The 12,557-nt window shown below is 60.6% G+C and carries 9 protein-coding genes; 1 reads left to right on the top strand and 8 read right to left on the bottom strand.

What is annotated here, in order from left to right; all coding sequences use genetic code 11:
* Positions 1–7 precede the first annotated feature (7 nt).
* Entirely contained in the window at positions 8–1,027 is a 1,020-nt protein-coding gene (locus EV286_RS09000; protein ID WP_132956680.1) for a GlxA family transcriptional regulator, read from the top strand.
* A gap of 37 nt (positions 1,028–1,064) precedes the next feature.
* Here EV286_RS09000 and EV286_RS08995 read toward each other — a convergent pair whose 3' ends face one another.
* From EV286_RS08995 to EV286_RS08960, 8 genes are all read right to left on the bottom strand, one after another.
* Entirely contained in the window at positions 1,065–2,396 is a 1,332-nt protein-coding gene (locus EV286_RS08995; protein ID WP_132956679.1) for a diguanylate cyclase, read from the bottom strand.
* Positions 2,397–2,478: 82 nt separating this feature from the next.
* Complete coding sequence (locus tag EV286_RS08990; protein ID WP_132956678.1) at positions 2,479–3,309, bottom strand: response regulator; 831 nt, start codon at positions 3,307–3,309, stop codon at positions 2,479–2,481.
* 141 nt (positions 3,310–3,450) lie between these two features.
* Entirely contained in the window at positions 3,451–5,964 is a 2,514-nt protein-coding gene (locus tag EV286_RS08985; protein ID WP_132956677.1) for an FAD-dependent oxidoreductase, read from the bottom strand.
* Positions 5,965–6,238: 274 nt separating this feature from the next.
* Positions 6,239–8,776, bottom strand: a complete 2,538-nt coding sequence (locus EV286_RS08980) for a mechanosensitive ion channel family protein (RefSeq protein WP_132956676.1) — start codon at positions 8,774–8,776, stop codon at positions 6,239–6,241.
* Between the two features lie 91 nt (positions 8,777–8,867).
* Positions 8,868–9,428: a DUF924 family protein gene (locus tag EV286_RS08975; RefSeq protein ID WP_132956675.1), complete on the bottom strand. Its 561-nt coding sequence runs from the start codon at positions 9,426–9,428 to the stop codon at positions 8,868–8,870.
* A 33-nt stretch (positions 9,429–9,461) separates the two neighbouring features.
* Positions 9,462–10,520 carry a response regulator gene (locus EV286_RS08970; protein WP_132956674.1) on the bottom strand — a complete coding sequence of 353 codons (1,059 nt, stop codon included), beginning with the start codon at positions 10,518–10,520 and terminating at the stop codon, positions 9,462–9,464.
* On the bottom strand, positions 10,517–10,963 hold the full coding sequence (locus tag EV286_RS08965) for a response regulator (RefSeq protein ID WP_132956673.1): 447 nt from the start codon (positions 10,961–10,963) through the stop codon (positions 10,517–10,519). The genes EV286_RS08970 and EV286_RS08965 overlap by 4 nt, the downstream gene beginning before the upstream one ends.
* Positions 10,960–12,453, bottom strand: coding sequence for a CHASE3 domain-containing protein (locus EV286_RS08960; protein ID WP_165932810.1), 1,494 nt, complete (start codon positions 12,451–12,453; stop codon positions 10,960–10,962). The genes EV286_RS08965 and EV286_RS08960 overlap by 4 nt, the downstream gene beginning before the upstream one ends.
* Positions 12,454–12,557 lie beyond the last annotated feature (104 nt).

The raw sequence follows: 12,557 nt of genomic DNA, 5'->3' as shown, positions 1-12,557 counted from the left end.
TGCGCTCATGAACAAGATGCAGACTAAGAAACGTTCGCTGGTTTTCTTCCTTGTTCCGCACTTTACGATATTGCCCTTCTCCGCCGCGATCGAAACGCTCCGTATAGCGAACCGTATGCTCGGCTATCCTGCCTATACATGGCGTCTCGCTTCCGCCGACGGGCAGAAGGTGTATTCGTCGAGCGGCATCGGCATTGAATGCAACTCTTCTCTGGCCGACGAGCGGCGCCACCTCAGCGGAGAGAATCGTCCGAGCATGGCGCTGGTCTGTTCCGGCATCTACGTCGAGGAATTCCATAACAAATCGGTCAACGCATGGCTGCGCGAGGCCTACAATCGCGGCGTTGCCGTGGGGAGCCTCTGTACGGGCGCGCATGTGCTCGCCCAGGCCGGCTTGCTCAACGGCAAGCGCTGTGCAATCCACTGGGAGAACCTGCCGGGCTTTGCCGAAGCCTTCCCGCAGGCTGAGGTCTATGCCGATCTCTACGAGGTGGACAGCAATATCTACACCTGCGCCGGCGGCACGGCGTCCTTGGACATGATGTTGAACCTGATCGGCCAGGATTTCGGCGAGAACCTCGTCAACCGCGTCTGCGAGCAGGCCCTGACAGACCGCGTCCGAAGCCCACACGATCGCCAGCGCCTCCCCCTGCGCGCACGCCTCGGTGTCCAGAACTCCAAGGTGCTCTCCATCATCGAACTCATGGAAAGCAACCTTGCCGAGCCCTTGTCGCTGCTGGATATCGCTGACGATGCCGGGCTTTCGCGCAGGCAAATCGAGCGGCTGTTCCGCCAGGAAATGGGCCGCTCTCCGGCACGCTACTATCTTGAAATCCGGCTCGATCGCGCCCGGCACCTACTGGTGCAGTCCTCCATGCCCGTAGTGGAGGTGGCCGTCGCCTGCGGTTTTGTCTCCGCCTCGCATTTCTCGAAGTGTTATCGCGAACTCTACAACCGCTCGCCACAGCAGGAGCGTGCCGAGCGGAAGCTCACCATGTCGACGGCTCGCACGGGCGTCGTCATCTGACGGCAAAGGCCCGAATGGGAAACAACGGAGGCGGCGCTTACTGCGCCGCCTCTTCTGTCATTCTGGCGTCTGAATAGACCTGGTTGCGGCCCTTGTGCTTGGCCATGTAGAGGAACTGGTCTGCGGCATGCAGATAGTTCTCGAAGGTCTCGTGGTCGGTGATTTCGGCGACGCCGATGGACACGGTTACCGATAGCTCTTCATCGTCCGCCGTCACCTTCACGCGCGAGAGGTCGGAGCGGATCTCGTCGCAGAGCTTCGTTGCCGCTTCCGAGTCCATCGCGCTGAAGAGAACCGCGAACTCCTCGCCGCCCAGACGCGACAGCAGGTTCTCGCTGCCCTCGAAGATCTTGTAGAGCCGATCCGCGACAGCCTTGAGCACGCGGTCGCCGATCTCATGGCCATAGGTGTCGTTGAGGCGCTTGAAGTGGTCGATGTCGAGGATCGCGATGGCGCTCGGCTTGCCGTTGCGCAGGCAGTCGCTGACGATCCTCGGCCCCTGGTCGTAGAAATGCCGGCGGTTGTAGAGACCCGTCAGGTAGTCGCAGGCCGCCGCGGCGCGCAACTGCTTCATCTGCATCAGTGTTTCGACATTGTTAGCGATGCGGCATTGCAGTTCTTCGGCCACGAAGGGCCGGTAGACGAAGTCGCTGGCGCCAGCCTTCAGGAAGCGCGCCGAGAGCATCCGGTCAGACGAGGACGAAACGCCGATGACGCGCATCCTGTCGGACCCGAAGCGCTGGCGGATGCGACGCGTCAGCTCGTAGCCGTCCATATCCGGCATATGGTGGTCCGTGACGATGAGCTCGATATCGCCGAACGTTTCGAGTGCTTGCAACGCTTCCAGCCCGGTTCCTGCCTGTGCCACCATGAATTGCTGTGCTGTCAGGAGCTCGATCAGCACCTGCCGCGCCGACGGGAGATCGTCCACGACGAGGACGCGCATCTTGCGGTTGGAGATCGACCGGCGCACCGCGGATACCAGCGCGTCCAACGCGAACTCGTTGCCCTTCACCACATAGTCGACGACGTTGCGCTCGAGGATCCGGTTGCGCACTGCCATGTCGAAGGAGGCGGTGAACACGATCGTCGGAATGTTGTGCTCGATCGTATGGTCCAGCGCCTCGCCATAAGGCGAGTCGGGCAGATTGAGATCGACCACCGCCATGGTGAAGGCGTGGCCGGGCTTCGCCAGTTCCTCCCGCAGCGCCCTCAGCGACGCGCAATGCGTGACGTTGAGGCCAAGCTCGGTTTGGAACCGGTGCGAGAGCACCGAGGAAAACATCCTCGAGTCTTCGACGAGAAGGATGTTCTGGCTTCCCAGGCGATGACCGTAGTCATCGCGGATCAACGCTGCGCCTGGTGTCATGGCTCAAAGCGCCCTTGGCGGCCGAATGCGGCACCACCTTGCACCGTGGGCCCTTCCCGCCTCGTCGCGATTTGGAAGTGCGTCACGCAACGGCGCGTTCCTTCCCAAGCGACTTGATCTGCAGCAGCGTGTCGAGGTTCTGGTTGACGCGGCAGTAGAATTCCTCGTCGATGAACGGGCGCAGGATGAAGTCGTTGCCACCGGCTTTGAGAAACCGGGCGGAGAGCAGGCGATCGACGGAAGACGAAACGCCGATGATACGCAGCTCATGCGAGCCGACGGTGGCGCGGATGCGCCGGGTCAGTTCGAAGCCGTCGATATCGGGCATATTGTAGTCGGTAATCATCAGGCTGATGTCGCGATGCTCCGCCAGGAGTTCGAGCGCCTTTGCTCCATTCTCGGCGACGCTGACGCGGAAGTTATAGCGCTTGAGTCGGCTCGTCAGCAGCGCCCTCGCCGTCGGGCTGTCGTCAACGATCAGGACGTGGTGGCGGTGATTTGTGAGAAAGCGGCAAACCGATTCGGCCAGCAGATCGACGGCAAAGACATTGTCCTTGACGATATAGTCGACGACTTCCTTGGCGAGCAGTTCGTCGCGAGTTTTCTGCTGAAAGGTCCCGGTGAAGACGATCGTCGGGATACTGAGATCCACAAGATATTCCAATGCCTCGCCGCGCTCGGCACCCGGCAGATTTATGTTCGAGATCGCAAGTCGAATAGGCTCGATGGATCTCTCATAGGCCATTTGCAGCTCTTCGAAGGTTCGGCAGACTTCGACGTCGACGTCGACCAGTTCCTTCAGCTTGCTGCTAATCATCGAAGTAAAAACGTTGGTATCCTCGGCAAGTATAATGCGCGCATCGGCAAAAGACCCCCCGGAATACGGCATTCCTGAAATTCCTAAGAAAGCCATGGCAAAACCTTTTGAAAAAGAACTGCTTCCCCGAGTGTCCTAATACCGGAAAGCCTTTGAGTATTTGTTAATCCATGCTTCACGCCGGGCACAAAAAAAGCGGCCGACGGCCGCCTTCCTTTTCATCGAGGTAAAGTCCTCTTAGGCACGCAGGGCGTTGTTCTCGGCGTCGTAGGGGCTCTCGCCGACTACCGTTGCATTATAGGTCGTTCCGAGAATCTTGATCTTCAGCTTCGTACCTTCCTTTGCATAGGCCGGCTTCAGCATGGCAAGCGCCAGCGACTTTCCGATTCGGAAGCCGTATGTGCCGTTGGTGGCACGTCCGACCAGTTCGCCAGCCTCGTTGTAGATTGCCTCGGAACCGCGGGCATCGACATCATTGCCTGTCTCGACGACGAGCGTGGCGAAGTTCCACTTCAGCCCTTTTTCCTTGTACGCGAGGAGCCCTTCCCGGCCGAGGAACGGCTTCTCCGGCTTGATGAAGCGGTCAAGCGCCGATTCATAGGCGTTGTATTCGATCGACATTTCGCGCGGGATCAGGCGATAGGATTTCTCCACCGACATGGCTAGCATCGCGCGGATGCCGAAAGGCTTGATACCGAACTCTGCACCGGCTTCCATCAACTGGTCGAAGATATAGTTCTGCATCTCGATGGGGTGATGCAGCTCCCAGCCGAGCTCCCCGACGAAATTGACGCGCAGCGCATGCGCGGAGGCGACACCGACGGAGATCTCCTTGCCCGAAAGCCAGGGGAAGTCCTTGTTCTCGAGACTGGTGCGGGTGAGCTTCTTCAGCACGTCCCGCGACTTCGGACCGGCGAGGACCAGCACGCCGAGCCTCTGAGTGATCTGCTGCAGCCGCACCGAGCCGTCGGTCGGTGCAAGCCGGCGCAGATAGTCGTGGTCGTGCGCCTCATAGGCGCCGGCCGACACGAGGTAGAAGCGACCCGGCGCCCATTCGTAGACGGTGAATTCGGCGCGCACTCCGCCTTCTTTCGTCAGCATGTGGCAGAGCGCGATGCGGCCGCGCTTCTTCGGGATCGCGTTGGCAAAGATGCTCTCAAGCCATTCGCGCGCGCCTGGACCGGAAACCTCCATCTTGGCGAAGGCGGACATGTCGAGCACGCCGACCTTCTTCTGCACGTTCAGGACCTCGTTGCCGACATGCTCGAAATAGTTTGATCGGCGGAAGGACCATTTCTCGACGATCCGGCCATCCTCCAGCGGTGAAGCATAGTTGTGGTTGGTGAGGACATCGACGCCGACGCCGAGCTGATCCTTCGGCAGATCGTAGCCTTCCGGCGCAAACCAGTTGGCGCGCTCCCAGCCATAGACGGAGCCGAACACGGCGCCGTGCTGCTTCAGGCGATCATAGACGGGTGTGGTCTTCAGCGGACGGGCGGCGGCGCGCTCCTCATCCGGGTAGTGCATCGTGAAGACGTTGGCATAGGCCTCCTCGTTCTTCGCAATGAGGTAGCCTTCGGTTGCGTAGGGACCGAACCGGCGCGGATCGACGCCCATCATGTCCACGGTGGGCTCGCCATCGACGATCCATTCGGCCAGCTGCCAGCCGGCGCCGCCGGCGGCGGTGATGCCAAAGGAATGGCCCTCGTTGAGCCAGAAATTCTTCAGCCCCGGCGCCGGGCCAACGATCGGGTTGCCGTCCGGTGTATACGCGATGGCGCCGTTGTAAACCTTCTTGATGCCGACCTCGCCAAAGGCAGGCACGCGGGTGATCGCTGTCTCGATATGCGGCATCAGGCGGTCGAGGTCTTCCTGGAAGAGCTCGTACTCGCTGTCGTCGGACGGACCGTTGACGTAGCAGACGGGTGCGCCGTGCTCGTAGGGGCCGAGCAGGAGCCCGCCATTTTCCTCACGCATGTACCAGGCACTGTCAGCTTCGCGCAGGACACCCATTTCCGGTAGACCCTTGGCCTTCCGCTCGACGATCGCCGGATGCGGCTCCGTGACGATGTACTGGTGCTCGACGGGAATGACGGGAATATTGATGCCGACCATTTCACCGGTCTTGCGAGCAAAGTTGCCGGTACAGCTGACGATATGTTCGGCGGTGATTTGGCCTTTGTCCGTCGTGATCTTCCAAAGCCCGTCCGATTGCTGCTCGATAGCAGTCACCGTCGTATTGCGATAAATCGTAGCGCCGCGGTCGCGCGCACCCTTCGCCAAGGCCTGCGTCAGGTCGGCGGGCTGGATATAGCCGTCGTCGGGATGCTGGATCGCACCGAGCAAACCGTCGGTCTCGCAGAGCGGCCAGATCTCCTTGACCTGTTCAGGCGTCAGGATGTTGACCTTTACGCCGATCGTCTCGGCGATGCCGGCATAGTACATGAACTCGTCCCAGCGATCCTTGGTGCGCGCAAGGCGGATGTTGGAGACTTGGCTGAAACCGACATTCATCCCGGTTTCCTGCTGCAGTTCCTGGTAGAACCTGACCGAGTATTTGTGAATCTGGCCGACCGAGTAACTCATGTTGAAAAGCGGCAGCAGGCCGGCGGCATGCCAGGTCGAACCGGAGGTCAGCTCCTTGCGTTCGATCAGGACGGAATCGTTCCAGCCCTTTCTGGCCAGATGATACAGCGTCGAAACGCCAACGACGCCACCTCCGATAACCACGGCCCGCGCATGTGTTTTCATGGAAAGATCACCCTCTTCTCGACGGAGTTGTCCGGCCCGGCCGGAAAAATCATCACTGCGACGGACTATGCAATTCCGGCCAATCCGCCAAACGCCTGATTACGACATGGGGCAAGCTTGCCGCGACGGCGGTGCGATAGACAAGTCTGAAAATGATCGAGGCCCAGCTTTCGCCTTCGGGTGCCTCAAGACGGTGTCTGAAAACGTGGGGATTGGGCGCCGGCCGCATTTCTCGCGGCCGTCGCATTGCCGGCGCCAAGTGACGCTTCGGACCTTATTTCTTGACGCTCGCGTCCGAGACTTTGCTACGCAACGGGCGGACCCGATCGTCGTCGGCCTTCGCCTCAGGCTCCTCGGCGTTGTCCGCCCGGGCTGCAGGCTTGCCTGACCCGAGGGCAGCGGCGGCGGCATCGGCCTGCCGATGGATGGTGAGGTCGCTTTGCGGCAACGGGATATCTATCCCCTCCTCCTGGAAGCGCCGCAGGATCGCCATCCGCAGGTTGTTTCGCACCGTCAGGCCGTCGCCCATGTCGGCAAGGAAGAAGCGCAGCTCGAAGTCCAGCGAATAGGTCCCGAAGCGCAGGAATTCGACGTGGGGGTCCGGATTTCGAAGAACGAGCGGCACGTCGTTCACCAGCTCCAGCAGGATGTCGATGACCTTCTGCGGGTTTGTATGGTAGGCAACAGAGACGGGGATCTCCGACCGGCCCATCTTGTTGCGATGAGTCCAGTTGCCGACGGAGGCATTTATGAGCTCGGAATTCGGCACGATGATCGACTGCTTGCGGAAGGTCTCGATTTCGGTGGCCCGCACCGAGATCCTCTTCACGATGCCTTCGGCCGTGCCGGAGATGATGTGGTCACCGACCTTGAAGGGGCGTTCGACGAGCAGGATGAGACCCGAAACGAAGTTCGAGACGATGTTCTGCAACCCGAAACCGATACCGACTGAGAGCGCGCTTGCGACGAGCGCCAGGCTTGAAAGATCGATCCCGGCTGCCGAGACGGCAAAGATTGCTGCGACGCCGACGCCAAGATAGCCAATGCCCGTCTTGACGGAGTTGCGCACACCGAGGTCGACGTGGCTGCGGGCCATGACGGTGCCGTCCAGCCAGCGCTGCAGCCAGCGCGTCGCAAGATAGCCGCCGGCAAAGAGGAGGATGCCAGTAAAGATGCCGAGGAGCGAGATACTGATGCCGCCGAGCCTCACCTCGGTGAAGAGGCGATAGGCGATCAACTGCAGGTCCTGGACGTGGAATCCCCAGAGCAGCAGGATGAGTGGCACACCGGTCAAGAGTGCCACGGCATAGATGCAGAGACCGGCCACCAGCCCCGCCTGGTCGACAGCGACAGGTCCGAGCTTCAGCCGTTTGCGCAGGAAGCCGCCGAGAAGACTTTCTCCGAAATCCTCCTGCCGCGAAACCGCCTTGCCGGAAAGAAGGCCGATATACATCGTAACGGCTATAGCGCCGGTGATGATGAGCTGCGTTGCCACGAAGCGCGCAAGACCGACATAGCCCGAAAGCGCCGTGATGATCAGACCGGCGCCGAGGACGCGCAGGATGATGGCCATGCCGCGCGGCCAGCGCCTGCCCGGCGAATCGGGATTTCCGTCGCGGGCCAGCATCGGCTTGCCAAAGGATGCTGCGATGAGAATGAGGCCGATGATGAGGGCCGCGATGAGGCTCTTGACGACTGTCAGCACGAGCGGCGAGCCCATGGCCTCGCTAATGCTTCCGAAGAAGTAATCCAGCGCATTGACGATTGCCATCGCAACCAGGCACGCGCCGATTGACCGCGCACCCAGGTTGGAGAGCTTCACGAGACGCCAATGCGGCTCGCGCGGTGCGAAAACCGCGTTCGTGAAACGGCCGACAAAATAGATCAGCCCGATCGCCCCGAAGAGTGCACCGATTATCGGCGCGATATCCGGCCTCAGAACATTGAAGCTCTGGAGGAAGAAATAGGAAGTGACCAGCAGCGCCGCGAGCGCCATCGTCCGAATGACCGTCGACCAGAAGGCGATCGAAAGTCGGCTGATATAGGACGGTTCTTCGATGGCCTCGTCGCGCCGGAGATAGGAGCCGAACAACCGGTAGCTGACGGAGAGGAGAATGAGTGCGGATGCACACGAAAGAAAAATAGCAGCGAAAAGCGGAAAACGTTTGAACTTCCAAACGAAAGTCAGCCAGCTCGCGAGCGCATCCTTGAATTCCGTTACTTCGACGGCAAACGTGCTCGCCGCCTCGCCGAGCACCGAGAAGGATACATCAGAGCGCCTGAGCAGCGTATCGGCGAAAAGCTGCCGCCGCATCTGGGCAATCTGGTTCGTTAGTTTGCCGACCGCACCCGTGAGATTCTCCACGTCGCCCGTGACGACATTGATCTGGGCGCGCTCAGCGGTCAGCGCATTGCGTTCCTTGGTAACGATGTCCGCCTCAGGAGGCTGTCCGTCTTTCGGCGGCTCGCCCAACTCCGCGAGCCTGTTTTTGATCTGCTCCAGCCGCGGTGCGAAATTCGCGGATATGCCACCGAGGGACCGACCGAGTTCGTCGGCGCTCGCGGCAAACTTGACCAACGCGTCGTCATCGTCTGCGCTGTTCTGCACGTTCTCTTGAAGCGCGGCAAAGGTCGACTTCGCCTTCTCAAGGTCCTTCGTGGCCTGATCGAGCGCGCTATTGGCGAGCGGTGCCTGATCGGTCTGCGCTGGCTGCTGCGCCTGCGCAAAGGCCACACTGCCCTGCAGTTGCCCGCCGGCGGCGAACAGCGCGAGCGTAACAATCGTCCGAAGTAGAAGGAGGTTCAGCCGCAAAATGCCCCCGCTGGATTCGCATCGTCGATATTAGCTCTGTGCTTTTATCGCAAAGAAAGGCGACAGAAAGGCGGGCGACCTGAAGTCTGGGTCAAAATCCGGAGCCCGGCCTTGAAATATACTCAAGCTCCTCCGCCGTAGATAGCCGCCCGAGGATCGCATTGCGGTGGGGAAATCGCCCGTACCGGGCAATAACATCCCTGTGGCGCTCGGCGAAATCGAGATACTCTTCATCGCCCAACGCCCCGAACAATTCGACCGACCTTTCCTGCTCGGCGATATCCTCGGAATGCTCGAACGGCATGTAGAAGAATGCCCGGCAATGCTGCGGTACCGCAAGATCGGCGCCTTGTTCAAGAGCAGCCTTCGCCTCCCGCAGGGCCAAGCCGTCAGTGGCGAATGCAAGCGGTGTGCCTCGATATATGTTGCGCGGGAACTGGTCGAAGAGGATGACCGCGGAAAGCATGCTCTCCGGGCTCCGGCGCCATGCCTCGGGGACGGCACCAGCGAGTATGCGGTGCGTATCCTGGAAACGCCTACCAATCTCCCGGTCGAGTTCTGCAGAGGAGCGAAACCAGTCCTCGCGCGAGCAGACTTGGAACCAGAAGGAAAAGACCTCTTCCGGCCCACAGATAGGCTTGTTCTCCCGCATATGTCCCCCTGTGGCGGCTCTCCGCCAACCCGATCAATCCAGCGCGAAGGTGAAGACGGCGCGTGTTCCCTGATGATCGGCATCATAGTTGATTTCCGATTTCAAGCTGCCTGCCATCGCGGTCAATATCTTGCCACCCAGGCCGGTCCCCTTTGGGGGCTTGGCGTGATCGAAACCGATGCCGTCATCTTCGACAGAGACGCGCATCTGGTCCTGTCCGACGGGTTCCAGTATGACGCGCACTTCGCCTGTCTGGCCCTCCGGATAGGCGTACTTGAATGCGTTCGTCACGAGTTCGCTGACGATCAGGCCGAGCGTGATGACCTTGTCGGTCGCAATAGTGAACGGCACCGATTTCAAGTTGATACGATGCGGCCGCTTTTCGTCGCGCATCGAGATCTCCAGTTCGCCCAGGAGGCTGCCGAGATACTCGTCGACCTGGACCGTACCCACACGGCGGTTCGTATAGAGGCGGCGATGGACAGCCGCGATCGCATTGATGCGCATCTGCGTTTCCTGAAGGGCATCGATGGCGACCTGGTCGGTCATGATCGAGGCCTGCATGCGAACCAGCGCTGCGGCGAGCCCGAGACTGTTTGCAATCCGGTGATTGACCTCCGCAAGCAACAGTTCGGCGTGGTCCCTCTGTTGGCGTATCACCTCCTGCGATTGCGCGGTCTCGCGTCGGAAACGCGCCCTCTCCAGCCCCTGCTCCAGCGCTGCCACGAGCAGGTCGAGCTCATCGCTGGAGGCGCCCTTCAGGATGTAGTCGTCCGCGCCAGCCTTGAGCGCAGCGACCGCAATCGATGTGTCGCCCGAGGCGGTTGCGTAGATCACCGGCGGATGGTCGCCCATCTCGATGATCCGCGGCAGGATATCCAGCCCCGTCTCCCCGCTGAAGAAGTGATCAAGGACGATGACGTCCACGCCACCCTGAGCAAGGCGCTCAAGCCCGATTGCTCCATCGGGGGCAAGCTCGACCAAATAGCCTCGCCGCTCGAGCCCCTTGCGCATGAGCACCCCGAGAGCCGGATCATCATCGATATAGAGAACGCGGATCGGGCGATCCGCGACGCGGCTGGGCTCGCTCATTCGGCCTCCGGAATTTTCATGACTGCGACGAACATGCCGAGCTGCTGGATTGCCTGCACGAACTTATCATATTGCATGGGCTTGCTGACATAGACGTTGGCGCCGAGATCGTAGCAGCGCGCGATCTCGCGCGGGTCATCCGTGGTCGTCAAGACGATCACCATGATGCGACGCGTGTGGATGTTGGCCTTCATCCGCTCCAGAACAGCCAGTCCGCTCATATCAGGCAGATTGAGGTCGAGGAGGACGAGGATCTGCTGTCCGCGGCAGGCTTCCCCCGCGCCGTCCGCACCGAGAAGATATGCAAGCGCATCGCTGCCTGTCTCGAAGGGAACAATCTCGTTGGTGACCCCGGCCCGCCTGATGTTCTTCTCGATCAGACGCGCGTGGCCGACATCGTCCTCGATCATCACGATCTTCACCGCTGCCGCCGCATCGCTCATACTACTTCTTCCCGTTTGAACTGCGACAGGTCGGCGGCGATCGCGATCTGAAAAGCCGTCCCCTCACCCAACACCGAGTGAACCTCGACATCGCCGCCTAGGCGCCGCGCAAGCGTCCGCACATGCGCGAGGCCTACACCATCGCCTGACCTGTCCTGCCGCCCCGAGCGCCGGAAGAGTTCGAAAATCCGCTCCAGGTCTTCCTCGGCAATGCCTCTGCCGTTGTCCTTGATTTCGAGAACGACGCGCCCGCCATTGCGCCAGCCGCGAACCGATATCTCTCCCTCTCGGGCCGGGTCCATGTATTTCACCGCATTGTCCAACAGGTTGCTGATAATCTGTTGCAGTGCAAGCCGGTCGGACAGAACCTCGGGCAGCGGCTCGCCGATTTTGACGGAAATGCCGGTCTCGTCCAGACCATGCTTCAGCGTCGCGAGGGCATCGTCAACGACGCTTCGTATTCGCACCGGCTGGGACAAAAGCTCTCGCTTCCCGGCGCGCGCGACGAGCAATATCTGGTTGATGAGATTGTCCATGCGTTGCGTCGAGGAGCGGATAAAGCCCAGAGCCTCCGGAATGTCCGACTCCACCGCCTCCGTCGCCGCTCTGCGGTCCGTGCTCGCCGCACTATCCTCGGTTCTCCGAAGATATTCCTTGAAGATGTTGCCGGCTCGCTCGAGTTCCTCGGTAAAGCCCACGATATTGACAAGCGGTGCTCGCAGGTCGTGGCCGACGATATAGGCATAGCTCTGCAATTCGTTGTTGGCCTGCTGGAGGCTGCGCGTTCGCTCCGTCACCCTCTCTTCCAGCGTCTCGTTCGCGAATGCGAGCTCGCGTCGGGCCTTGTCGATCTCGCGCGTCCGGTCGAGGCTGAGCTTGATTGCGCCGGCCGAGAGGAGCACGAGCAGCGCAGCGCTGAAGGAAATGAACGTGGAGAGCCAGGTGGTCGATGCCCGCAATGCCGAAACATGTCTCGCCGATTCCGATATTCCGCGCTGCTGTATGTCATCGACGATTTGTCGAATGCGGTCCATGTAGTTGATGCCAAGGTTGCTTCTCACCAGCTCGGTCGCGCCGGTCGTATCGCCTTGCTTCTGAAGCGCGATCGTCCGAGTCATCTCGTCGAGCTTCTTGGTCAGCAGTTCCTCGAGCTCGTCGATCGTCGTCTTCTGAACGCCGATATCGACAAGGGCTGGCGCCATCGACTTCGCCTCGGATGAAATGGTGCTGACCGACTCCTCGAAGGGTTTGAGATAGCGCTCCTCGCCCGTGATCAGATAGCCGCGCTGGCCCGTCTCGGCATCTTGCACGGCACTCAGCAGCTTGAGGACGCGCAGATTGAGCCGGCTGGCGCGAACGGCGGCTTCCGATTCGCGAGCGGCCTGCGTGGTGAAATAGAGGGCGCCAAGCACGATACCGAGCAAGATGATGGCGCCGGCCGTAAGAATGAAAGGAACAGACCTGAAAAGCGACCGATGACCACGACTCATAGCGGCAATAAAATCCATGCTGCCGGCCGCCGCCCTCCGACGCGCCGATTAAGATGCCCGCGATCTTCGCAATTTGCGCAAACCCCGCCAGAGTCACCAACGCA

It is taken from the genome of Rhizobium sp. BK251 (assembly GCF_004345245.1).
Taxonomy (GTDB): Bacteria; Pseudomonadota; Alphaproteobacteria; order Rhizobiales; family Rhizobiaceae; genus Rhizobium.
The sequence above is the reverse complement of the archived record's forward strand: the minus strand, read 5'-3'. Positions and strand labels throughout refer to the sequence as shown.

Coding starts and splice junctions, on each gene's coding strand:
- EV286_RS09000 (WP_132956680.1), top strand. CDS start 8: ATGAACAAGATGCAGACTAAGAAACGTTCGCTGGTTTTCTTCCTTGTT.
- EV286_RS08995 (WP_132956679.1), bottom strand. CDS start 2,396: ATGACACCAGGCGCAGCGTTGATCCGCGATGACTACGGTCATCGCCTG.
- EV286_RS08990 (WP_132956678.1), bottom strand. CDS start 3,309: ATGGCTTTCTTAGGAATTTCAGGAATGCCGTATTCCGGGGGGTCTTTT.
- EV286_RS08985 (WP_132956677.1), bottom strand. CDS start 5,964: ATGAAAACACATGCGCGGGCCGTGGTTATCGGAGGTGGCGTCGTTGGC.
- EV286_RS08975 (WP_132956675.1), bottom strand. CDS start 9,428: ATGCGGGAGAACAAGCCTATCTGTGGGCCGGAAGAGGTCTTTTCCTTC.
- EV286_RS08970 (WP_132956674.1), bottom strand. CDS start 10,520: ATGAGCGAGCCCAGCCGCGTCGCGGATCGCCCGATCCGCGTTCTCTAT.
- EV286_RS08965 (WP_132956673.1), bottom strand. CDS start 10,963: ATGAGCGATGCGGCGGCAGCGGTGAAGATCGTGATGATCGAGGACGAT.
- EV286_RS08960 (WP_165932810.1), bottom strand. CDS start 12,453: ATGAGTCGTGGTCATCGGTCGCTTTTCAGGTCTGTTCCTTTCATTCTT.